Origin of the sequence: Facklamia sp. P12955, from assembly GCF_050409565.1 — a bacterium.
In the GTDB taxonomy this organism is placed as follows: domain Bacteria; phylum Bacillota; class Bacilli; order Lactobacillales; family Aerococcaceae; genus Facklamia.
In genome coordinates this window covers 19,979-44,666 of sequence record NZ_JBNUPF010000005.1, presented here as the reverse complement: position 1 = coordinate 44,666, position 24,688 = coordinate 19,979, and the positions used below count along the sequence as shown (strand labels likewise).

General features: G+C 37.2%; 23 protein-coding genes. All 23 read right to left on the bottom strand.

What is annotated here, in order from left to right:
- Positions 1-5: 5 nt before the first annotated feature.
- Positions 6-2,795, bottom strand: a complete 2,790-nt coding sequence (gene ileS, locus ACQV2G_RS02200) for an isoleucine--tRNA ligase (RefSeq protein WP_428876020.1) — start codon at positions 2,793-2,795, stop codon at positions 6-8.
- A 269-nt stretch (positions 2,796-3,064) separates the two neighbouring features.
- Positions 3,065-3,865, bottom strand: a complete 801-nt coding sequence (locus ACQV2G_RS02195; protein ID WP_428876019.1) for a DivIVA domain-containing protein — start codon at positions 3,863-3,865, stop codon at positions 3,065-3,067.
- Between the two features lie 25 nt (positions 3,866-3,890).
- Positions 3,891-4,676, bottom strand: coding sequence for an RNA-binding protein (locus ACQV2G_RS02190; protein ID WP_428876018.1), 786 nt, complete (start codon positions 4,674-4,676; stop codon positions 3,891-3,893).
- A 3-nt stretch (positions 4,677-4,679) separates the two neighbouring features.
- On the bottom strand, positions 4,680-4,952 hold the full coding sequence (locus ACQV2G_RS02185; protein WP_428873874.1) for a YggT family protein: 273 nt from the start codon (positions 4,950-4,952) through the stop codon (positions 4,680-4,682).
- 66 nt (positions 4,953-5,018) lie between these two features.
- Complete coding sequence (ftsZ, locus tag ACQV2G_RS02180) at positions 5,019-6,341, bottom strand: cell division protein FtsZ (RefSeq protein ID WP_428876016.1); 1,323 nt, start codon at positions 6,339-6,341, stop codon at positions 5,019-5,021.
- Between the two features lie 30 nt (positions 6,342-6,371).
- A complete protein-coding gene (ftsA, locus tag ACQV2G_RS02175; RefSeq protein WP_428873872.1) occupies positions 6,372-7,949 on the bottom strand; it encodes a cell division protein FtsA in 1,578 nt (525 codons plus the stop codon).
- A gap of 132 nt (positions 7,950-8,081) precedes the next feature.
- Positions 8,082-9,236, bottom strand: a complete 1,155-nt coding sequence (locus tag ACQV2G_RS02170) for a cell division protein FtsQ/DivIB (protein ID WP_428876014.1) — start codon at positions 9,234-9,236, stop codon at positions 8,082-8,084.
- A gap of 27 nt (positions 9,237-9,263) precedes the next feature.
- Entirely contained in the window at positions 9,264-10,376 is a 1,113-nt protein-coding gene (gene murG / locus ACQV2G_RS02165) for an undecaprenyldiphospho-muramoylpentapeptide beta-N-acetylglucosaminyltransferase (protein WP_428873870.1), read from the bottom strand.
- 11 nt (positions 10,377-10,387) lie between these two features.
- Positions 10,388-11,746 (bottom strand): UDP-N-acetylmuramoyl-L-alanine--D-glutamate ligase, encoded by a 1,359-nt coding sequence (murD, locus tag ACQV2G_RS02160; RefSeq protein WP_428876012.1) that lies wholly within the window; start codon positions 11,744-11,746, stop codon positions 10,388-10,390.
- A gap of 32 nt (positions 11,747-11,778) precedes the next feature.
- Positions 11,779-12,738, bottom strand: coding sequence for a phospho-N-acetylmuramoyl-pentapeptide-transferase (gene mraY, locus ACQV2G_RS02155; protein ID WP_428876010.1), 960 nt, complete (start codon positions 12,736-12,738; stop codon positions 11,779-11,781).
- The gene (locus ACQV2G_RS02150) at positions 12,726-14,234 is read right to left on the bottom strand and encodes a UDP-N-acetylmuramoyl-L-alanyl-D-glutamate--2,6-diaminopimelate ligase (protein ID WP_428873867.1); all 1,509 of its coding nucleotides are present in this window, start codon (positions 14,232-14,234) and stop codon (positions 12,726-12,728) included. The genes mraY and ACQV2G_RS02150 overlap by 13 nt, the downstream gene beginning before the upstream one ends.
- Positions 14,235-14,249: 15 nt before the next feature.
- On the bottom strand, positions 14,250-15,947 hold the full coding sequence (locus ACQV2G_RS02145; protein WP_428876008.1) for a peptidoglycan D,D-transpeptidase FtsI family protein: 1,698 nt from the start codon (positions 15,945-15,947) through the stop codon (positions 14,250-14,252).
- The gene (locus tag ACQV2G_RS02140; RefSeq protein ID WP_428874974.1) at positions 15,940-16,383 is read right to left on the bottom strand and encodes a hypothetical protein; all 444 of its coding nucleotides are present in this window, start codon (positions 16,381-16,383) and stop codon (positions 15,940-15,942) included. Before ACQV2G_RS02140 ends, ACQV2G_RS02145 begins: the two co-directional genes overlap by 8 nt.
- A gap of 20 nt (positions 16,384-16,403) precedes the next feature.
- A complete protein-coding gene (gene rsmH / locus ACQV2G_RS02135) occupies positions 16,404-17,348 on the bottom strand; it encodes a 16S rRNA (cytosine(1402)-N(4))-methyltransferase RsmH (protein ID WP_428873864.1) in 945 nt (314 codons plus the stop codon).
- 17 nt (positions 17,349-17,365) lie between these two features.
- Complete coding sequence (gene mraZ, locus ACQV2G_RS02130; RefSeq protein WP_428873897.1) at positions 17,366-17,791, bottom strand: division/cell wall cluster transcriptional repressor MraZ; 426 nt, start codon at positions 17,789-17,791, stop codon at positions 17,366-17,368.
- Positions 17,792-17,964: 173 nt separating this feature from the next.
- Positions 17,965-18,345, bottom strand: a complete 381-nt coding sequence (locus ACQV2G_RS02125) for a hypothetical protein (RefSeq protein ID WP_428874972.1) — start codon at positions 18,343-18,345, stop codon at positions 17,965-17,967.
- Between the two features lie 40 nt (positions 18,346-18,385).
- On the bottom strand, positions 18,386-18,589 hold the full coding sequence (locus ACQV2G_RS02120; RefSeq protein WP_428874971.1) for a DNA-directed RNA polymerase subunit beta: 204 nt from the start codon (positions 18,587-18,589) through the stop codon (positions 18,386-18,388).
- 15 nt (positions 18,590-18,604) lie between these two features.
- Positions 18,605-19,669 (bottom strand): rod shape-determining protein, encoded by a 1,065-nt coding sequence (locus ACQV2G_RS02115; RefSeq protein WP_428873861.1) that lies wholly within the window; start codon positions 19,667-19,669, stop codon positions 18,605-18,607.
- Positions 19,670-19,694: 25 nt separating this feature from the next.
- Positions 19,695-21,008: a UDP-N-acetylglucosamine 1-carboxyvinyltransferase gene (gene murA, locus ACQV2G_RS02110; RefSeq protein ID WP_428873860.1), complete on the bottom strand. Its 1,314-nt coding sequence runs from the start codon at positions 21,006-21,008 to the stop codon at positions 19,695-19,697.
- A 62-nt stretch (positions 21,009-21,070) separates the two neighbouring features.
- Positions 21,071-21,238, bottom strand: coding sequence for a DUF1146 family protein (locus tag ACQV2G_RS02105; protein ID WP_428873896.1), 168 nt, complete (start codon positions 21,236-21,238; stop codon positions 21,071-21,073).
- Positions 21,239-21,458: 220 nt separating this feature from the next.
- A complete protein-coding gene (locus ACQV2G_RS02100) occupies positions 21,459-22,694 on the bottom strand; it encodes a hydroxymethylglutaryl-CoA synthase (RefSeq protein ID WP_428876006.1) in 1,236 nt (411 codons plus the stop codon).
- A gap of 41 nt (positions 22,695-22,735) precedes the next feature.
- Positions 22,736-23,977: a hydroxymethylglutaryl-CoA reductase, degradative gene (locus ACQV2G_RS02095; RefSeq protein ID WP_428876004.1), complete on the bottom strand. Its 1,242-nt coding sequence runs from the start codon at positions 23,975-23,977 to the stop codon at positions 22,736-22,738.
- A 60-nt stretch (positions 23,978-24,037) separates the two neighbouring features.
- Entirely contained in the window at positions 24,038-24,676 is a 639-nt protein-coding gene (gene upp, locus ACQV2G_RS02090; RefSeq protein ID WP_428873857.1) for a uracil phosphoribosyltransferase, read from the bottom strand.
- Positions 24,677-24,688 lie beyond the last annotated feature (12 nt).

Sequence of the window (24,688 nt, the reverse complement as noted above, 5' to 3'; positions counted from 1 at the left end):
TAAAGTTATTCCTTATTCTCAAAATATTCAGGATAGTCCGCTTTCACAATTTCATGGCAGCGATGACAAAGTTCTTCTGCTCCTTCAATTGTGCCGACTTCTGGTCTTACTGCACGACAACGATCACAAACATCTCCTTTTGCAAAATCAACTTTCACGGCATAATCTTCAAACGAATGTGCATCTTGTGGTGCTTGATTAATGGATTGAACGTTTAATTGTGATACAGTAAATAATTGTGCAGGCTGATCACTTAGTAAATCGAAGGCTTTTTGATCTTCTTCATTAATATATAGTGAAACGGCTGCCTCAAAGGATTTCTTAATTGCCTGTTCTGGCTGATTCTTAGCTTCTTCGAGAGCCTTGTTTACTCCTGTTTGTAATTTAAAAAAGACATCCCATTTAGCAACAATCTCTCTAGCTTGCTCAAGCTGTTCTGCCTTAGGCATTTCAGCTAATTGAATAAAACCATCTACCGCTGGTAAATCTTTCCATGCTTCTTCAGCTGTATGTACAATTAATGGTGTCAATAAAATTAACATATCATGAACTATTTGATAAATCACTGTTTGCATAGAACGACGCGCATGGCTATCTTTAGCTTCAATATATACAATATCTTTAGCCACATTTAAATAGAAAGCTGAAAGATCAGAAGAAATAAAGTTCATAGTGCGCTTATAAAGTTCTGGGAACCTATACTTGTCATAAGCTTCTAAGATATCCGCTTTAAACAAGTTAAAGTTAGCATTCATATATTGATCGAGATTGGTGAGTTCTTCCTTAGGAACGGCATTTTCAGCTGGATGATAATCATTCACAAGACCTAACATAAAACGAAGCGTGTTACGAATCTTACGATAGGATTCAGAGACTTGTTTGAGGATTTCATTAGAGACACGTACATCAGCTTCATAGTCCACAGAAGCGACCCACAAACGAATAATATCTGCTCCTAAATCATTCATTACTTCAACTGGATCAATAACATTTCCTAAAGACTTAGACATCTTTTGACCCTTACCGTCATTTACAAAACCTTGTGAAAGAACCGCCTTGTATGGTGGGAAACCATTGACAGCCACAGAGGTAGTGAACGATGAGTTAAACCAACCACGATATTGGTCAGAACCTTCAAGGTATAAATCAGCTGGGAAGTTTAAATCTTCTCGCGCTTGTAAAACGCCAGCATACGATGTACCCGAATCGAACCATACATCCATAATATCCATTTCTTTTGTAAATTGACCATTTGGCGAAGCAGGATGTTGGAAGCCTTCTGGTAAAAGGTCTTTTGCCTCCCACTCAAACCAAATGTTCGTTCCATGTTCTTCTACTAAATCGGCTACATGATTGACAATATCTAATTCTAAAATAGCTTCTCCGTTTTCTGCGTAGAAAATTGGTAAAGGCACTCCCCAAACACGTTGACGAGAAATTACCCAGTCGCCACGGTCACGAATCATATTATAAATACGACGTTTACCCGATGGATGGTGCCAAGTGACTGCATTTTCAACATTATCAAGCAGTTCTTCACGGAATTTATCAATCGAAGCAAACCATTGAGGCGTTGCACGGTAGATAACCGGCTTTTTAGTTCGCCAATCGTGCGGATAAGAGTGAACAAATTCTGAATAATGCAAGAGGCTACCATTTTCTTTTAAGGTCTTAACAATTTGCTTTTGACCTTTCAGATAAAAGACACCTTCCAAACCAGGCGCTTCTTTTGTAAAATGTCCTCTGCCATCTACTGGCGACAAAATATCCAAACCGTACTCTAAACCAATCCAATAGTCATCTTCACCGTGACCAGGAGCCGTATGAACTAATCCCGTACCTGTTTCTAAAGTAACATGATCGCCTACCATTAGTAAGGATTCACGGTCATAGAATGGGTGTTGAGCAGTCAAACGGTCAAAATCTTGCCCCTTATAATGTGCTTCGACTGGATAATTTTCCCATTCAAGCGTCGATGCTACTACTTCTAATAAATCTTCAGCGACAATAAAGTGACGGTCGCCAACTGCGACTTGCACATAATTAGCCTGTCCTAAAACAGAAATCCCTAGGTTAGCAGGTAATGTCCATGGTGTAGTCGTCCAAATAATAAATTCTGCTTCTTGAGGAAGGATGCCACCACCGTCTTTCACTTTGAAAGCTACATAAATTGAAGGTGAGCTTACGTCTTGATATTCAACTTCAGCTTCAGCTAATGAAGATTCTGACGACCAGGACCAGTATACCGGCTTCGCACCTTTATAGATATAGCCTTTATCAGCCATTTGTCCAAAAATACGTAATTGCTGTGCTTCATATTTAGGTTGCAAAGTTAAGTATGGGTTTTCCCAATCTCCATTCACTCCCAAACGCATAAAGCTTTCTTTTTGACCTTCAACTTGTTTTAAAGCATAGGCTTCGCAAAGTTTACGAAATTCTGCTGTTGAGTGTTCTTTACGATTCACACCTTCATTCTTCTGTAAGGCTGACTCAATTGGTAAACCATGAGTATCCCAACCAGGGACATATGGAGAATAATGGCCTGTCATTGAACGAAAACGTGTAATAAAGTCTTTTGAAACTTTATTGAAAGCATGTCCCATATGTACGCGACCATTGGCATATGGCGGACCATCGTGTAGAATCCATGGTTCTGAATCCATATTTTTTTCTAACATTTTGTGATAAACATCAGCTTCTTGCCATTCTTTTTGTAAGCTTACCTCTTTAACAGGAAGATTCGCTCGCATATCAAAGGATGTTTTTCCAAGGTGCAAAGTATCTTTTAATTTCATTAGTTTTCTCCTCTCTATAAAAAAAGCCCCTTCCTAAGAAGGGACGTCAAATACGCGGTACCACCCAATTTAATAGTTAAACTATTCACTCTTCATGATAACGCTTTTGAAGCGGATCTAGCTAGTCAACTTTGACTCACTAGTCATTGAATAGAATGATAAAGAAAGATACAGGGACTCTTGAGCTTGCACCATCCTCAAGTCGCTAATGTATTATATCCATCTTCTTGTTTCTATCTCAGCTTTTACCAATAATTTTCTTAATTATATTAGTCTTCTGTTGGAAGGTCAATACGAATTGTTTCACCATGTAAGGCTTCATCAGATTTTTCTGCTTCATCAGAGTCTCTATCTGATGAATGATTTCGTTCAAAAGCCTCTAATTCTTCACGACTTAAAGGCATAGTTTTCATAGACTCAGAAGAATCTTCATCTTTTTCATCCACATGAATTTCCCTTAAGTCATTCAAATCAAAAACTTGCGTTATAGATAAATCTTCATTTTCTTCACTATCTATGGCTTCAAGCTTAACATTTTGTTCTAAATCTTCCAGACGATTACTCGTTACTGATCTTTGTTCACGTGTCTGAGCAGGTGTTAAAGCTGTACCATCAAACAAATCTTCAAATGAAGTGTTATTTACAATGGATAATTGATTTTCAATTAAACGACGTAATTCTTGACGATATTTTTTCGTTACACTTCTCAACCTCTCTGCCTCTTCAAAAATTTCATTTGATTGCGCATTCGCTTCATCAATTACTCGTCCTGCTTCACTTTCAGCTTCATAGAGAATTAATTCTGCTTCCTTACGAGCATTTTGTTTTAGACGTTCTGCTGCTTCTTGTGCAATAATAATTGAAGAATTTAAAGATTCTTGTAATTGTGAAAAATAGTCAATTTTATCTTTAGCTTCTGCTAAATCACGCGTTAAATTGTGATTTTCTTCTAGTTTTTTCTCTAACTCTACGCGCACAATATCTAAAAAATCATTTACTTGTTCTGGATCATAGCCACGGAACTTATTATTAAATTCTTTTTCTAAAATATCATTTGGTGTAATTGTCATAAAGATCCTTCCTTTTTTATAAATTTTACGATACTTTTAACAAATCAATGGATAGTCTAAAATTATCTTTTTTCGTTTTACCATCTACTGACTGAATACGAAAGCGCCCAAAATGCCTGAGTGAAACAATATCAGAAATACCAACCAAAGTATCACTTCGATCTATCTCAGTAAAATTAATTTTAACTTGTCCTGCTTTAACTGCATCCTTGGCTCTTTGGCGCGAAATATTATATACCTTAGATATTAAACTATCTAATCTCAGAGAAGATACAATGACTGTTGCTTCTTCCCATTCATCAATCGATTGCAAAAGGTTCCCTCGTTTTATGGGATTCAAATGGACTCCTACATTGGCTATCTTTTTTACTTCATCCATTAAATAAGTTTGCATTTTTAAATCAACTACTAGCTGCCATGCCTGACTATCAGTGATAATATCTCCTATTCTTCCCCGCTCAATCCCTGTTGAGAGAATGGTTCCAAGTATTTTACCATGAGACAGTTCAGCAAATTTAATAGGGTAAGTAATTTCCAAGAATCCTAATTCTAAATCTGCTAAATCCAATAGATAGTAGTTAGGATAGATTAAGGCTCTCTTACGCTCACTTTCTTCATATCCTCCATCTAAATGATAATTCATCTCATCACGGCCGCTAACAATGTTTTTTAGAATAGTTGCTTCTCTCGGCGTTAAAAAAGATGTTAAGACGGGAGTATAAAGACGGTCAACTTGATCGATCCAATCATAAACTTGGTCTACAAAAGGAATTTCTTCCTTACGATAATGCTGATAAATAGACTCTTTCATTTACTAGCCTAAAATGGTAATAATCAACCAAATGACGCCCTGCTCAATAAAAGTCAATGTGAAGAGAGCGATGATCACATTGATTGAAATAGGACCAATGGGTGGAATATAGCGATCAAAAATATCGAGATATGGACTTGCCAGACGATCAATCATTCGTCCAATCGAACTTTCTCTTGCTCCAGGTAACCAGGAGAGTAAGGCATAGAGTATCAAGACCCATTGATAGACACGAAAAATTGTAGACACAAATTGGATAATTGCATTTAAATTCATAATACCTCCGACTTTATTGCTAAAAATTGGTGAAAAGAGGAAACACTGCTGCTTCCTCTAAGAAAATTAATGACGATTTCTTTTACGGAAGAAAGGAGGTGTTTCTAATTCGTCTTGCTCGTCAGATTCCGCTTGACGTACCTTACTTTCTGATTCCGATCTTTCAAAGGTTCTTTCAACCTTTTTTTCCTTAGGTTCAATATCTGCCACATCACGGGTAATTTGTTCGCGTTTAATATCCCAATCACTGAATAAATCACGTTCAGTCTCTTTTTGATTTGCTTGTTTTAAGTTGATTGAGCGGTCAGATGAATTCATCGATGGGGAACTTGATGCAGATGGGGTATTTTCGTTTGTCGAGAAAGTGTTGTTATGAGAGAAATTCGGACGGTTTTGACGCATTGCTTGTTGTTTATTGATGGTATTCTTTTCAGCATCAATTCCGGTAGCAATTACAGTAACAACCACCTCATCACCTAAGCTCTCATTAATTGAAGTACCAAAGATAATATTGACATCTTCGCTAGAAGCAGAAGAAATAATATCACTTGCATCTTGTGCTTCAAATAAGCTTAAGTCCGGTCCACCTGTTACATTCAGTAGAATTTGTTGAGCTCCATCAATTGAAACTTCTAATAATGGAGAAGAAATAGCTTTCTTAGTCGCTTCTGCTGTGCGGTTTTCCCCGGCAGCTGTACCAATTCCCATTAAAGCTGTTCCTTGATCCTTCATAACGGTTTTCACGTCTGCAAAGTCCAAGTTAATAAAACCAGGAGCGACAATCAAATCAGAAATCCCCTGAACACCTTGGCGTAAAACATTATCTGCTTCAGAGAAAGCTTCCATCATTGGTGTTTTTCGATCTACCACTTCTAGCAATCGATTGTTTGAGATGACTACTAAAGTGTCAACAGCTTCCTTGAGGTTTTGTAATCCTTCAGCAGCAAAGCGACCGCGCTTTGGACCTTCAAAAGTGAAAGGACGGGTTACGACTCCAACTGTCAAAGCACCTAATTCTTTTGCAATACGAGCGACAACAGGCGCAGCACCCGTTCCAGTTCCTCCACCCATTCCAGCAGTGACAAAAACAAGGTCTGACCCTTCAAGGACTTGTCGTAATTGCTCTTCTGATTCTTCAGCGGCTCTTAATCCTATTTCAGGAATCGAGCCAGCTCCTAAGCCTTTAGTAACTTTTGGACCTAATTGAATTTTAGTTTCTGCTTGAGAACTTTTTAAAGCCTGTGTGTCAGTGTTAGCGACGATGAATTCAACTCCTTGAACATCTTCGGAAATCATTCGGTTGACAGCATTGCCACCCGCTCCCCCTACACCAATAACTTTGATAACTGCTCCTTCAGGATTAACCGTTGGATCAAATGATAATTCCATTAATAAATTCCTCCTCTTGTGCTGTCTTAATTAGTCAAAAAACGTTTGAAAATATGCTCTTAATTTATTTACAAAACCACCCTCGTTAGTTGATGGGTTTTTAGTCGAAGCATCCATCCATTCTTCTTCAGAATATTGGTCTTCTGATGGATAATTATTATAAGATTGCGCTTGGCTATCGTTGTAGGCATAATAATCTGAGTGACTGGAATTATTTGAAAAAGCTTGACCATTAGGATGGGGTTGCGATAATGAAGGACTTTTAGGTTTTTGTCGAGCTTGACTTTGATTACTAAATCCTCCTTGAAGCCCTCCTCGTTGTCCGCCGCCATTACGAGCTTGATAATATGAGTTATCTGACTCACCATAAGGACGACCTTGGCCCCCGTCATACGGATTGGAAATTAGTGGACCAGCATCCCTAGCTGCAGCGTGCTGAACCCTTTGTGCTCGGAAAGTTGCCTGAGCGATTTGATGCACTTCGTCTAATTTTGACACATATTCAACCATCCCCATACTGGTCGTATAGACAGGGTTGCGCAGTCCCATTTGTTCTGGGATATATACACGAACTTGTGGCCCAAAGTACTTTTTGGCCAATTCTAATACGCCTGGTAAAGAAGAAGCGCCCCCAGTTAAGACAAAGCCTCCCGGTAAATCCAAAGCATCAACAGCTTCAAGATCCTCATGAATAGTTTCAAAAATTTGAACTAAGCGAGCTTCAATAATTTCAGATAAATAGCGCTCGTCTACACGAACAGGTTCTTTACGGCCGACTGTTTCAACCGGGAAATACTCTTCTGGTGAAGTTTGACTAGAAATGGCATAGCCGTATTCACGTTTTATGCGTTCAGCAGAATCTAGTGAAGTATTTAAAATAACCGATATGTCCTTAGTGACATAGTCTCCGCCTTCTTGATCTACAAAGGAATATTTCAATTGATTATCGTAAATAATTGAAGCTGAGGTTTGGCCGCCCCCCATATCAATAATCACTGTACCAAATTCTCGCTCATCTTGATTTAAAGCGGTGGTTGCAATTGCTTGCGGCTGAATAACAAACTCAGAAATTGAAAGACCTGCTTTTTCAACACACCGTCTAATATTATGAATAATGGTACGTGGCCCTGTCATTAACCGGGCATAAAGTTCTAAACGAACGCCAATCATTCCGCGAGGATCACGAATACCATTGAAACCATCAACAATGAACTCTTCTGGTAGAATGGCAATTACTTCTCGCTCAGGTGGAACAGAACGTACTTTTGCTGCCGAAATAACATTATCTACATCGCGCGAGGTTATTTCGCGGTTTTCACTTGCTACAGCTATCATGCCATGACAGTCATCAATAGCTAACTTGTTACTAGGCACCCCAACGACCACTTCATTAATTTTAACATTGGCTTTACGCTCTGCTTGCTCAATAGCTTTTTGAATCGAAAGAACTGTCTCATCGATATCGACAATAACTCCACGACTTAAGCCACGTGATTTTTCATTACCTACACCAATTATATTTACATGTCCGTTCATATACTCAGCAACAACAACTTTAATCGATGTTGTTCCGATATCTAAACTAACAATTATCTCTTGATTTCTCATCCAGGTGATGAACCCCCTTCATTTGCACAAAACATGAGTTTTTATCACATTATAGTACTTTTATATTAACACACCCATAAAGCCAATGAAATTAAAAGAAGTCCTTGTTATCAATTCGTAATCATACTTATCTTAATTATTATTAAGCTTGACTGAATTAGTTTCATTTGCCATAGGCGTAAAATAAGCTCCCACTTCAAGATCAATAATTCCTTTACGATTGTTGAGTTGTTCTAACATTTTAGGATAATAATTTATTTTTTCCACTACTGTTGAACTCACTGCTTTTATGAGATTACCATCCTTCATCTTGATTTCGATATATCCCTCTTTACCTGGTTTGGAAGAAGGTGTTATTTTCTCAACCCTTTCTAAAATGCTTGTGTCGAACTGATCTAAAGCAATAGCAAGTTGTTTAAGTGCTGTTTCTGAAAACTCCCCTTCAATTAGAGGAAGTTGAGCCATTTGTTCAGCAATTAATTGATTTTGAATAACAGCTTCATCTGAAGTATAACCTTTACTCATCAGCGCATAATTTTTACCATTGCTAGAGTAAATACCAACAATTTTTTGTTCTTTAACAATAATGTTTATTGCCTTCCAATCGTCGCGCTGAATACGAACATCCTCCAATAAAGGATTGTTAGTGAGTATATGGTCTTCAATTTCTTTGCGCCATTTTAAAATATCTTTTGCCTTATCCATCGAATGAATCTTAACTCCATTGAGAATTGACTCACTCTGAAGGATTTGATTGCCCGAAACACTTAGTGTATTAACATTATCATAAGGTAACATTTGCCATCCAGACCAAACCATTAAACTGTAAATAATTAAATAGAGAATAAAAATTTTTCTCTTTCCTTTAGGAAACCCTTTTAACAATACTTCTTTACTTGGTAATCTATCTAACCAATAACTAGGAGTGGGATTATGAGGGGTTATTCTTTGACCATCTTGTCTATTTTTAAAAACAAATGACTCTTGAGAATTAGCGTCTATACGATAATTTTGTGAAGACCTTACTCGATAATAAGGCTCATTCATCGAGCTATTGTAATAATCAAGCTGTTGACTATCTCGATAATCATTTAAGGAATATATATTGGATCGATTTAAACGCTCTTGATTAAACGAATGTTCAAAAGAAGTCGGAAGAATAGGTTTACCTTGAGAATCCAAACGATAATTCCCCATAGGGGCTGTTACTGGCTGATTATTTCTTTCTGAAATTGTCCTTTTATTCTGCCGATTCTGGTTCTTATCTGGTAACCGGTAATTAACCATCCCTATTCCTCCTCTCTTTTAAAATAGTTATACCATCTCGTTCATCATTTGAATGATTCGATCACTTGCATCCGTAATTCCCATGCTTTTAGCCGCCTGACCCATTACTTTTAAATCTTCAGGGGCCACCATTAATTGGCTAACTTCTTGATATAAAGACTGTCCACTAAGCTTTGACTCCTTTATCATAACAGCCGCCTTGTTATTTACTAAAGATAAGGCATTATGTTCTTGATGATTATCTGTTACATAGGGACTAGGTATTAAAATACTTGGCAAGCCAAGAGCTGTTAACTCAGTTAAAGTTGTTGCTCCAGCTCGACAAACAACCAAATTAATAGCTTGAAAAACACTTGGCATATTATCGATATATGGAACGATTCGAACATTATTACTCTGATTAATTTCTTCAACCATCTCTTCATTCAGTTCTTGGAAGTGATTTTGTCCCGTTGCAATAATCACTTGATAATTAGCGCTTAACCATTTATCCAGCGACTCAATTCCTGCTTGATTAATAGCTGGTGCTCCACGAGAGCCTCCAAAAATTAAGACTGTCGGTTGATTATCTTTTAACTCAAATTGTTCAGACAAACAGTGAGGCATTGCCGGTGTCGATATCACTTCTTGCCCTCTAGGGTTTCCTGTTAAAACTACTTTATTTTGGTTTTTGCCAAATTGATGGCTCGCTTCTTCAAAACAAACAGCAATTTTATTAACAAAACGAGCTAAAAATTTATTCGTAATTCCTGCTACTGAATTTTGCTCATGAATAATAGTCGGAACTTTAAGCATACTGGCAGCTAATAAAACAGGTCCACACACATACCCACCTGTTCCAAGTACAATGTCCGGTTGAAAATCACGGATCATTTGCTTTGCCTTATGAGTAGAATGAAACATTTTAAAGATTAATTTTAAATTATCTATACTAATTGACCTTTTTAAACCTGTAATTTCGACTGCTTTAAAAGGTATTCCCGCTCGAGGAACAATTTTCGACTCCAATCCTCTTTGTGTTCCAATATAAAGCACTTCCACATCGGATCGTTCTTTCAATACTCGATACAAAGCTAATGCTGGATAAATGTGCCCTCCGGTTCCACCACCCGAAAGAACAATTCGTTTCACTTTATTCATTTCTTTCTCCTTTATTTTGATGCACTTTTAAAAGACTCGACCTGCTCGATAAACCGATCACCTCTAATTTCATAATTCTTAAATTGATCCCAAGAAGCACATGCTGGTGAAAACAAAACAATTTGTCCTTCTTTAGCATAAGCAATCGCTGCTTGACTCGCTTGGTCTAAATTTTCAAATAAATTGATTGTTTCGATTTTAGCTTGTCTAAAATCTTTTGCCATTTTTTCTCTCGATTCACCGTATAAAAAGGCTGCTTTCACTTTGTTTAAATAAGGTATTAAGTCCTGAAAATCATTTCCACGATCTAGACCCCCACCAATATAAATGATGTCTTGGTCAAAACTTTTAAGGGCTGTAATGGTTGCAGCCGTATTGGTTGCTTTGGAGTCATTATAAAATTCAATCCCCTTGATTGTACCCAGAGCTTGGATACGGTGACGAATACCAGTAAAGTTTGCTAATTTTTCTTGAATAGCTGTATTATCTACCCCTTGAATTTTTGCAATAGCAATTGCGGCTAGCGCGTTTTCTAAATTATGCTGGCCAGGCAGATTAAACTGCTCGATTAAAGCGACTTCTTGACCTCGAAAATAAAAAGAATGATTTTTAATATAGGCACCCGCTTTTACTTGTTTGTGACGAGAAAACGGAACCTTTATCGCTGGAGAATGCTTCAACCATTCTTCAAGTTCAGCTTGATCGGCATTATAAATTAAATAATCTCTCTCGGTCATTTGCTGAATCAGTTTTAATTTTGCTGCAATATAGTCTTGCCTGGTTCCGTGGTAATCTAAATGTGCTGAATGAATATTGGTAAAAACCGCAATATGTGGATGAAATGAATGGATACCCATTAATTGGAAAGAAGATAGTTCCATTACGATTAAGTCCGTTTCATTTACTTCTTGAGCCACTTCAATTGACGGTACGCCCACGTTTCCTGCTAATTCAACTTTACCTTTCCATGAACCTTCTAGAAGATGGTGGGCTAAGCAAGTCGTGGTTGTTTTTCCATTAGAGCCTGTAATGCCAATAATAGGCGCTAGACTTTCACGATATGCTAGCTCAACATCCGTATAAATAGGTATCCCACGATGCTCAGCTTCTTGAATAAGCTCTAATGAATAAGGTATCCCAGGTGTCTTAACGATAAAGTCAATTCCTTCTAATATTTCGAGTGGGTGTCCCTTATCCACTACTCTAACTCCTGACTTTAATAGCAAATTAACCGACGGGTCCTGAGAAAGGTCCCCTCGGTCATTGAGCGTAATTTTTGCGTTTTCTTTTTGTAAGTAATTCACAACACTCTTGCCAGTTAGGGCATAACCCATAACTAGAATATGTTGGCCAGCGTATTTATTTGTCATTTGTTTTCACACTTTCTCGCTTATTATGCCTATTATAAAATGAAATAGAGTAAGCTAGCAAGTAATCCTACTGTCCAAAAAACAAGCACGACTAGCTCTTCAGACCAGCCAATCATTTCAAAGTGATGGTGAATGGGTGACATCTTAAAGATCCGCTTTCCTCTGGTCTTGAAAGAAACAACTTGTAAGATAACAGATAAAGTTTCTATTACAAAAACCATGCCGATGATTAATAGGGACCATGGGTTGTTTAAAAGTATTGAAATAATTGCTAATCCTGCCCCTAAAGCTAGCGAACCCACATCCCCCATGAAAATTTGAGCAGGTTTGCGATTAAATATTAAAAAAAATAAAAGGCTTGCTGTAACAATTAAGCAAGCCATAGCAACGGATGCTTGCTCTAGGCGAATAGCCAACATAAAGTAGGCTCCATAGGCAATGATATTTAACCCTGTGGCTAAACCGTCTAATCCATCGGTTAAGTTAACAGCATTGGAAAAACCAGTAATCCAAAAGAAGGCAAAAGCTATTACAACTATTAAATAGTTAATTTCCAAAGAGAAAATAGGCAATACAAATCTTTTACCTAAAACATAACCCGCTAGAACGACGATACCAGAAAATAAAAGCTGTAATAGAAATTTTTGTTTAGCAGTTAGCCCTTCATTTTTACCGGTGAAAATAGATATAAAATCATCGGCAAACCCAATGCCACCAAAAAATAACCAAGTTAGCACAATCATCAAGAGATTGGCATCTAGTAGATTAAATAGCCAGCCAAACATCAAAGTAATCATTATAGATACTGCAATAAACACCGTTCCTCCCATAGTGGGAGTACCTGTTTTTACTTGGTGCCATGAAGGGCCTTCTTGCCGAATAGCTTGTCCCATTTTCTTATTTAAGAATAAACGGATAAAAAGGGGCACTAAAGCCAGGGTTAAGAGGCCTGAACTAATAAAAGCCATTAATAACTGCATCATCTTTTCCATTTGTTTTCTAACTCCTCTTCTACAATCGCAACCTCATCATAAGGTATATAATCATCACCAATTACTTGATAAGCCTCTCCTCCCTTACCAGCAAAAAGAAGTGTATCATTAGCTTCGGCATGATTTACTAAATAATGAATGGCTTTTTTTCGATCTTCAATTAAATCATAAGGAACTTCTTGATGATCTCTTACCATTTCAGAAACAATCTTTTTAATGGGTTCATTTCGAGGATTATCTGCCGTAAATACAATATGATCCGCCCACTTAAATAAAATATCGCCCAAATCAGGTCGAGCAGCCGAATCTCTATTACCTCCGGAATGCCCAAACATTACTCTTAATTTTCCGTTTGAGGTTTCTTTTAATTCACTTAAGACATTTTCTAAAGCATCTGGTGTATGTGCAAAATCAATCACCACTCGATAATCTTGACCCTTATCAATAACTTGCATTCTTCCAGTGATACCTTTTAATCTAGGTGTCAAATCAACTATTTGTTCAGCTGAATAGCCATAATAAACTACCAGACACAAAAAGGCTGCTAAATAATTCATAACATTATAAGCACCAATCATCGATAAAGCAACTGGATAAGTTCTAGCTTGATAGTGAAGCTTGAATTTTTGTATTGAAGCTTCTGTCGTCAGCTCATCCACATAAACTGTGGCCTGAGGATCTTTCATACTATAAGTAATTACAACCGCCCCAGTAGCTCGACTCATTACATCTGCATAAGGATCATCTTGATTAATAATCGCTAGTCTTGGTTTTTGATGGTGAAAACTCTGTCCCAATTGTGCAAAGAGCAAACTCTTAGCATAAGCATAATTGTCCATAGTTTTATGAAAATCCAAGTGTTCTCGAGTTAGGTTAGTAAAAATTGCACAGTCCACATCGGTATACCAAAGACGGCCTAAGGACAAAGCGTGAGAAGAGGCCTCAATTATGATATCACTGCAACCCTCCTCGACCATCGACTTATAATACTTTTGTAAACTAACTGCTTCTGGCGTTGTATTAATAGCCGGAAGCAGACGCTCGCCAATTTTGTAATGCAGGGTGCCTATCACACCTGTCTTATGATTCAATAATTCTAAAAATTGAGAAATCAAATGTGTGGTGGTCGTTTTTCCGTTAGTCCCAGTAACCGCTACTAGAGGAAGCTGGCTAGATGGTTGACCGAAAAATTGATGAGATAGTATTGCTTGCGCTCGATAAGTTGAAGGGACTTTGACTAGCGTTATTTTTTTATTCAAAGCCTTTTCTATTTGTTTAGAAGAGAATTCTTCGGCTACTATCAGTGAAATGTTTTCTTTCATCAGCTGATCAATTACTGAATGGCCATCAAACCTTTCACCTTTTATAGCGATAAAGGCAGCATTTTCAGTTAGCTTTCGACTGTCATTGGTCAGATCGTATATTTCTTTATTAAGATCTAAATCACCTAAAAGTTCGTAGTTAATTAAAACTGATATTAGTTTATTTAATCGCATTTCATTTCCTTCTCTCTACTGCTTGATTAATATAGACTCTAACATTGGATGAAAAACTTCGGACAGCATCTGAGTTCCATAAATACCATAGTCATTTTGTGGCCTTTTAATAAATAAATATAACATGTATTTAGGTTCTTCAACAGGAAAGAAACTGATGACTGAATAAAAATAGTCGTTTTGTCCCGTTAGATAGCCTGTTCCCTCTTCATTAGCAATTTGAGCCGTTCCGGTTTTTGCCGCCACTCTGACTATGTCAGATTTAAAAGGTCTTGAAGTCCCATTTTGATCCTCAACCGCTTTAGTCATCAAGTCAATAATATAGAAAGTTACTTCAGGTTCAATAACTTGCCCTAAGTTTTGTTTTTGATAGCTTTGTCCGCTTTTATCAATATGATCAATATATTGAATTTTCATCATTTGCCCTTTGTTAGCAACCGCACTATAAGCTTGTAAAAGTTGCATCGGTGTAGCTGAAAATGCTTGGCCAAAGCCAGACATTATTCGTGATGTAGGGTTAGTGAAATCGAGTGAACCCGGATTTTCATTCGCTAGTTTACTATTTGTGCTAACGCCAAAACCAAATTTTTTTAATTCTTCAGTCCAAACTTGGTCTCCCATACGATTCACTAATTCGACCATTGCCACATTTGAAGAGCGAATGAAGCCATCTTCAAATGAAATTTGTCCCCAACCGAATTGGTTATGGTCTCTTACTTCACGATCAAACACTTTTACCATACCCGATAAGAACGTTTCTCCCGGTTGATAAACACCCATTTCTTTTGCTTTAGCCATGGTCAAAATCTTAACAGTTGATCCTGGTTCGTTAGCTGTTTCAACTAACAAATTCTGCCAAAGAGAGTCGATTCCTTCTCTGGTATTTAAATTAAATGAAGGTCTTTGAGCTGAGGTTAATAATTTACCAGTTTCTAATTCAACCAAGTAAGCCCCCATTGACTCAGGTTGATATTTCTTAAAAATCTTATCTAGAATAGTCTCGGTCTGATTTTGGATACGACTATCTAAAGTTAAATAGATATCATTAGCCAATTGAAGGTCAGTTGAATTTTTGCTTGATTTCCCACTCGATAATATATCATCAAATGCCGCTTCAATACCCATGGCTCCAACTAAACTTGATTGAGAACCTTCTTGGTTACTTTCATTAACTTCTGCATAACCTATTAAGTGAGAGGCAAAGTAGTCATTGAAATAATAACGGCTCACCTGACTAGTGAAAAAGATTCCCGGTAAGTTTTCAGCTTCAATTGCTAATTTTGTCTGTGCTGATATGTTTTTAGAAGCTGAGCCAAACTCAACTTGATTGACATTATCATTATTTAATTGCGTCCATATTTTTTCTTTCGGCATATCGATATATTTAGCAAGAATGGTCGCCGTATAATCAATGTCTTTAACCGTTTCACCTTCTGCCCAATCAGCATCTAGAACAGCGTACATAGAATAAGAAGTAGTATCCATTGCAATAGGCTGACCAAACTGATCATAAATTGTGCCTCTTTTTGCTTTAGCAATACTACTTCTATTGTCTACTTGCATTTCTAGTTTAGTTAAATTAACACCATTTACTTGTTTGAATAAAGCTATTTGTGCCATTCGACCAATCATTACTAAACCGATTAAAATTACAATGATAGCTAAAAAAAACAAATTCATCCCTTGATTATTATTCGCATTATTATTAGTCATTTTGATCGATATCCTTTACGCGATCCATTTCTGCTTTCATACCGTTGGCTTCTGCTACAAGCTCAATATTTTTATACTTTAAGTTTTCAGCCTTTTCAACCATTAACATTTCTGTTTCTTTGACAAGCTCAGCCTCTTCCAACTGGATCTCTTGAATCCTTTGGTTAACCTGGTTGACTTGCCAATGAATATAAAGACTCGCAAAGCAACAGCTAACCATTATAAAAATACCTAGCAATGCTAAGTTTCGATTCGTTATAATCGTTTGCCTTTTTGATCTCCTATCTTCATTATCAAACCAATCAGATTGATGGGAAAGTTCCCACTCTTCAATCTTTCGGACTGCTGAGCCATCAAACGTATCAGTAGATTGACCGACTAGCGATTGGGCTTGGTCTTTATTATAATAATTTCTTCTTTGATAACTTTCAGTCACAATCGCTATCCTCCTCAATACTACATACTAATTCTTTCAATAATTCTTAATTTTGCTGATCTTGAACGATTGTTATTCTTTAACTCTTCTTTTGAAGGTAGTATCGGTTTTCGATTAACTATTCGATAATCTGCTTGTTGATTACTTAAAACAGGTAAATTTCTAGGTGTTTCTGGTAAGGTGGATACTTGCTTAAACATTTGTTTAACCAATCGATCTTCTAAGGAATGGAAGGTAATAACTGCCATCCTGCCACCTACTTTTAACAGTTTTAACCCCTGTTCAATTGAACTTTCGACTGCGCCAAGCTCATCGTTAACAGCTATTCGAATGGCTTGAAAAGCTCGCTTAGCTGGATGTCCACCGGTCCGACGTGTCGCGGCAGGAATCGCTTCTTTAATAATCTCTGCTAATTGAGTAGTTGTTTCAATTGCTTGTTTTTTACGACTTTGTTCAATATTTCTTGCAATTCTTTTAGCAAATTTTTCTTCACCATACCGGAAGATAATACGCACCAAATCATTATAATCCCAAGTATTTACTACTTCATAAGCATCGAGCTCTTGCCTTTGGTCCATTCGCATATCTAGCCTTGCTTCTTGATGATAGGAGAACCCTCTTTCCGCAATATCTAATTGTGGTGAAGATACTCCCAAATCATAGTAAATCCCATCAATTAGGTGAATTGATTGCTCCGATAAGGCGACTTCTAAATCACGAAAATTTCTTTCAAAAAAAGTTATTTTTCCTTGGGATAATTGCTCTTTTAAAGTTACTTTAGCATTATTAATTGCCATAAGATCTTGGTCAAATGCCAATAATTTTCCACGGTCTGAAAGAAGGCTTAATAAGTATTGAGCATGTCCAGCGCCACCCAATGTACAATCAACATAAATTCCATTGGGATTCACTTCTAAACCATCAATTGTTTCCTTTAGTAAAACTGTTTCGTGCTCAAAGGACATATTGTCACCTCGTTATTTTAAAATCCAAAATCAATCATTTCTTCTGCAATATTTTCAAAATTTTCCTCAGCATCCTCTGCAAAATCTTCCCAAAGCTCACTGCTCCAAATCTCGATACGGTCTGATACGCCAATCACACGACATTCCTTATCAATCTTAGCGAACTCTATAAGATTTTTTGGTAAATTTATCCGTCCTTGCTTATCGATTTCTACTTCGGTGGCAGCCGAATAGAAAAAACGAGTAAACTTACGTGCGTCTTTTTTAGCTAGAGGTAATTGTTTTAATTTTTCTTCAATTGTTTCCCATGCATTCATGGGGTAGCCAAATAAACAGCCATCCAGACCTCTAGTTACTATAAAAGTCGAACCTAGTTCTGGACGAAACTTAGCAGGCATGATCAAGCGGCCTTTGGAATCGATATTATGTTGATATTCTCCCATTAACACGACTTGTTCACACTCCTCTCCTAAGTTAGATTAATTTTACCACATACTCCCACTTTTCACCACCTTATAGACAAAATTGAATAAAAAAACAGGTTTTGCTAGAAAGCAAAACCTGTTAAAGCTTGATATTATGATCATTTAAAGCTATTAAAAAAGTGGTGGGGTAATTAGAAAAAAATCGTCCACCATCTTAAAATAATCATTCCCACTAAATAAAAAACCAAGAAATAAAAAAGTAATTCACTTGCAGGCAAATAAAATTGCTTAAAATAGAAATGGTCGATTTCTTGTATATATTTATGTAATTGAACACCGATTGCAAAAGAAGAAAATAAAATAATAAATGGTAGCACATTAAAACCAAAAATTAACCAGCCAAAACCGTATATTAAAACCAATAAAGTGGGTAATAAACAAATGGCTAATGTTATAGGCCAATTTTTAAAATAGGTTAAATAAGGTCTCCCATATTTTTTAATTAAAAAAATCATAGTTAGAGGAATGATATAAAGCAATAACTCAAATACAGAAAAATCACTTGTCTGCAAAGTATCCCTTCTTTCCTCTAATGAATATTTCCTTTTAATATTATTCAATAAATGTCAATAAATGCAACCAGGTATCTTGATTAAATACTTCCCAATAATTTCCGTCTCCTAAAACAGCGTAACCGATAACTAAACCCATTCCAAAGACAATAATTAAAAGGATGATAAAGAAAAAAACTTTGAAGATCCCTTTCATAACTTGTTTAAATAGTGGATATTCTAAATATTTTAACTTCTCTGCCATTTATTCACCCCTAGTTTATTTCCAAATGGATTGCCACAATCTCATAAAGAAATTTGGCTTACTTGGTTTTTTATTATTTTTGTTTGGATCAATTAAACCGGATTCGACCCAATCCATCATTATACCAGTTCCTAATGCTACTGCATTCATGGGTTGGTCAGAAGGAATAGCTGAGACTTTTATCTGCTCAGTGATTAACAAATCTAGATCTTGGATCATAGCGCCCCCGCCTGTAATAACCAGTCCTTGATCATGGATATCTGCGATTATTTCTGGAGAAGCTTGTTCAATCACTCTGCGTATTGTTCTCACTATTTGATCTAATAAATCTTTTAATGCCCGATGTAAATCGTTAGAGTCAACATTAATTGCTTTTGGTAATCCTGTAACAAGATCGCGCCCCTTTAACTCTTGGTTATGAACATCTCTTCCATCCACCTTTTTAGCACAGGCAAGTTGCATTTTTATCCTCTCAGCTGATTGGATCCCAATGAGTAGTTGGTAATGGTCCTTAAAATACTGGATAATTGCTTCATCAAAGTCATCACCAGCTATCTTAATCGATTCTGCGTGAAGAATTTCACCTGAAGCAATAATTGCTATATCCGTCGTTCCTCCACCAATATCTACAATCATACTTCCTTTGGCTGATAAAACATCTAGGCCCGAACCGATAGCCGCTACCATCGGTTCAACTTCTACTCGAACCCTACCCGAAGTAACTTTTTGAACTGCCTCGAATAGTGAAAGTTGTTCTATTTCACTTACATTGGTTGGCGTTGAAATTAAAACATTTGCCTTTCTCAAGCCACGTCGAATGTGTGCGCGCTTGAAAAAGTGAAGAAGCATGGCTTCGGTTAAGTCATAGTCTGATACCACTCCACCTTTTAAAGGTTGTATAACTTCAAGAGACTTTGGCACTCTACCCCGCATTTCATAAGCTTCTCGTCCCACTGCCATTACTTCTTGAGTCGATTGATCTACAGCAATCACTGCGGGCTCATTTAAAATGATTCCTCGGCCTTTAAGATGGATTAATACATTGGTTGTTCCTAAATCAATACCTATATCTCTAGCCATTATACTCATCCTTTCTGGATGATAGTTAAGCAAACACAGCTTTTACAGCTGGTTTATTTTGAATGGATGGAATTGGCTGGATATTAACACGTTCGATGTTTGCTCCTAAGCGAGCTAGCTTTTCATGGAAGAGGTAATAACCACGATCAAGATATTTCAACTCAGAAACCCTTGTCAATCCTTTAGCAGTAAGTCCTGCAATAATAAGAGCAGCTGCCGCACGAAGGTCTGTCGCTTTAACCTGGGCACCTGATAATTCTGCAGGTCCGTACATTACAACTGTTTGGCGTTCAATTTTGAAATCAGCGCTCATTCGACGCAATTCTTCAAAGTGCATGAATCGATTTTCAAAAACGGTTTCAGAAAGTGCTGAGTCTCCCTTAGCTAATAATTGAGCAATCGACATTTGTGCCTGCATATCCGTTGGAAAGCCTGGATAAGGCATGGTTTTAATATCTGTGGGTTTCAAAACCTTGGGACCAATTACCCTTAGCGAAGAATCAAACACTTCAAAAACAACGCCCATTTCTTGCAACTTACTAATTAGCGGTTTGTTGTGATGAGCAATCGCTCCTTCAATCATGACATCTCCATTAGTCACAGCAGCCGCTACCATAAAAGTACCGGCTTCGATACGATCTGGCATAACTTCATAGTCCGTAGCCAAAAGTTCTGAAACACCTTCGATACGTATTGTCTCCGTTCCAGCACCTGAAACTTTAGCACCCATTTTATTTAAAAAGTTAGCTAAGTCAACAATCTCTGGTTCTCTAGCAACATTTTCAATCACTGTTTCGCCTTTAGCTAAAACAGCAGCCATCATAATATTTTCAGTGGCTCCCACCGAAGGGAAATCCAGGTAAATATTGGCTCCGATTAACTGGTCTGCTTTTGCTTCAACATATCCTGCTGCATTTTCAATAGTAGCTCCTAATGCTTCAAATCCTTTTAGGTGCAAATCAATGGGACGTGTACCGATTGCACAACCGCCTGGCATGGCCACACGCGCATGACCAAAACGTGCTAACATTGGTCCCATTACAACGATCGAAGCGCGCATTTTACTAACAAAGTCATAGTCCGCCATAGTTTTAACCCGACCTGTCGCATCGAGCGTCATCTGATTATTCGCTTGATTGAATTTAGTCTCTAGGTCAATATTCTTTAGCAATTCGTTCATTGTTAAAACGTCTGATAAAACAGGCACATTACTTAGTCGTGTAATTCCTTTCGACGCCAAAATAGAAGCTGCCAGAATTGGTAAAACTGCATTCTTAGCACCTTCAACCTTGACTGTACCCTCCAAACGGTTGCCACCTTGTACAATAATTTCTTCCATTTTAAATGAATCCCCTTTTGAAGACTATCGCTTTGGAGTAGGCGAGAGACTTATACACATGATTAGAGAAACGCTGACATCAATAGTAGACGTAAGGTTTCAATGATTGTTATAAAAAACGAACTTGTCAAATAGCCCAAGCCAATACTACATAAAATACATAGGTATCGGTCCATTGCTTGGTGTTGAGGCTGTAAAACACTCCTCCAATTAACTTTTGACAGAGCCATATAGGCTAGGATGACAAAGAAAATGCGAAAAAACAGTACTGCCATACCATTTATAATTGCATACATTTAAATCACCCTTTCATGTTCGTAATCATCATAGCATAAATAAGAAGTAAGTAAAATGACTATAAAGCAAAAATACTATCAAAAAGAAATAGGGCTTAACTTTTCACAATAAAAAAGCTATCCTGCTAATCTTTGACAGTATGAAATCTATTTATTACTTTTTAAAGTCATTTTGATGACTAGCATTTTGTAGATAATAACGTCGATGGTTATCAATCTTAGCCAAATAAAACTCTCCTTCATGAACGCTTGGATCAAATTCAATTATTTCGTCACTAGGCTCAATGGCTTCTAAGTATAGCTTTTCATATTCCTCAATGCTTAACTTTCGACGTTTCTGGAACATTGCTTCAATTTCATTCAAGAGTATAGCCTCTCTAAAACCTGGCTGTAATGCTCCAAAAAAACATTCAGCAACCGCACCTGAACCATAAGAAAATAGGGAAATCTTATCGCCTTTTTTAAGACTTTGATCATGAACTAAAAGTGAAATTAAGCCTAGGTAAAGTGAGCCAGTATAAATGTTGCCAATATGTCTTGAATATTGAACAGCGTGATCGTAATGATTATCAAAACGGTCTAAAGCCTTCAACTTCTGATCTACATCTTTGAGTGTATTTGTTGAATCATTTAAATACTGACGATAGTTTTTAATCGCCTTACGACCCATTTTGGTAAATGGTAAATGGAACAATTGTACTTGATAAGCATCCCAAAAATCCGGTTTACGCTTACCTACTTCTTCCATAATATTCAAAAAGGTCTGATTATATAGATTGGTAGAAAACTTACCGTCTACACGTGGATATATGTCGTATTGTGGTCGCCAAAAATCAAATTGATTGTCAGTATAAGCAATGCTTTCTTCTTCAATAGCTAAAATCGCTGGATCAGCAGTTATTAACATAGCCACTGCTCCTGCTCCTTGAGTCGCTTCTCCAGAAGACGCTAGACCATATCGAGCAATATCGGTTGTAACGACTAACACCTTTCTTTCGGGTCTTAAGCGCACATAGTCAACAGCCGCTTGTAAAGCTGCCGTTCCTGCATAACATGCCTCTTTGATTTCATAGGAGCGTGCAAAACGGTTAATCTTTAATGCTTGGTGCAAATATATTGAAGCTGCTTTAGAATAATCAAAAGACGATTCAGTAGCTACAATCACTTGGTCAATTAAGTCCCGATCTTCTTTTGAAATAATTGGTAACGCTGCATTAATGGCCAATGTAACAATATCTTGTTTGTAATCCGTGACAGCCATTTGACTTTGGCCGATTCCAATTGTAAATTTTGCTGGATCAATATCTCTTGCTTGAGCTAATTCCTCCATGTCTACATATTGGGGTGGTATATAAAAATGAATACGGTCGATTCCAACTTTTGTTTTCATTAATTCCCTCCTCAGTTTTTTCAATCATAATAGACATTATCTTACGAATTTCTCATTTTGTCTAGTAAATCCCTTGCAATCTGAGAGTTAAAGCTTTCTCTTACTTTTAACAATTTAACTAATAGGTCGATTTCATCGGCTTTGGCTCCCACTTGTATCGCTAAGCTACGAGCCTGCAATCCCATATGACCCTTTTGTATACCTTCGGATACGATGGCTTTTAAGGCTGCAAAGTTTTGGGCTAAACCGACAGAAGCAACAACTTGAGCTAACTCTAAAGCATTAGGATTTCCCATTAAATTTAAAGACCACTTTGCCATTGGATGAATGGATAAGGTCCCCCCCACCGTAGCGACTGGAAGAGGAATGTCCATATGTCCGCTCAATTCGGCCTTCTTAGAATCATAAAACCACTGACTTAAACCTCGATATTTTCCTTCTTTACATGCAAAGGCATGAACACTCGCTTCTACCGCACGCCAATCATTTCCTGTAGCAATCAAAACCGCATCCACTCCATTCATAATCCCTTTATTATGAGTTGTGGCACGGTAAGGATCCAATTGGGCATAGTCACTAGCCATAGCAATTTTTTGGGCAATAGGATGGGCTCTATCTAAATTTATATCTATACGCTCAATAGAAAGAGTCGCTTCCACCTTAACAAAATTTTGTGGATTGTAATTTGAAAGAATTGCCATTAAAACCTTGCCACCAATATCTTTTTTTATCTCAAAGGCTAATGCTTCCAAAACGGTATTTAAAGAGTTGGCTCCCATAGCTTCACAAGGGTCAAATAGTAGATAATAGGAATGGTAGAGCGTCTGATTGCTATGATAAGCCGAATACTCAATATCTAAAGGTCCCCCTCCTCTTTCTACCATCCGATAAGCTACTTTTTTAGCAAAGCTCAACCACCCCTCTTTATGCTTGTTAAGAGCTTGTTTCGCTTCAGCTTCTGTCCAATCAGTTAAAACAATTTGTCCTTTAATCGTTTTACGGTCTAAATGCGCTTTAATATTACCCAAATGTTTGGCGCCATTGGATGCCGCAGCTATTACCGATGGTTCTTCTGTTACCATCGGAACTATGTAGTCCTTTTTGTTCACTTGAATAGTCGGTAATATCCCCATTGGAAGGCCATAAGTGTAGAGATAGTTTTCAATCATCTGATTGGCTCTTTTTTCATCTAATATAGGAAAATCCATCTTATTTTCTAAATAAGGGGAAATATTTAAACGTCTTTCCTGTAATGATTGACGGTAAAATTTCTTAAGTGTCATTAAATGCTCCTCATAAAAAAACACAGGTAGAAAAATCTACCTGTGCAAGTAATTTAAAAATTATTTAGTCCCGAAGATACGGTCACCAGCATCACCAAGTCCTGGTAGAATATAGGAATTCTCATTTAAGCGCTCATCCAAGGCAGCTGTGAAGATATCAACAGTTGGAAAAGCTTCTTGCAAAGCCTTCACTCCTTCAGGAGCAGCCACTAAACATACGAATGTAATGTGCTGCTTATCAACGCCATATTTCTCAGTTAATTGTTTAAGAGCCGAAATGGCAGATCCTCCTGTAGCTAACATTGGATCGACTACAAATACTTGGCGATCTTTAATATCAAGAGGAAGCTTAGCAAAATATTCAACAATCTCTAATGTATCATGCTCACGATACAAACCAATGTGACCCACGCGAGCAGCGGGGACCAAAGATAAAATTCCGTCTACCATACCTAATCCTGCACGAAGAATTGGAACAATAGCCATTTTCTTACCAGCAATTTGTTTTTGCTTAGTAACAGCTAGTGGTGTTTCAATTTCAACTTCTTCAAGCGGTAGGTCGCGTGTGATTTCATAAGCCATCAACATAGCAATCTCATTGGTTACTTCACGAAACACTTTAGTTGAAGCGTTCTTATCGCGAATAATGGTTAGTTTATGTTGAATTAAGGGATGATCAACTACCGTAAATTTTGCCATTCTTTTTCCTCC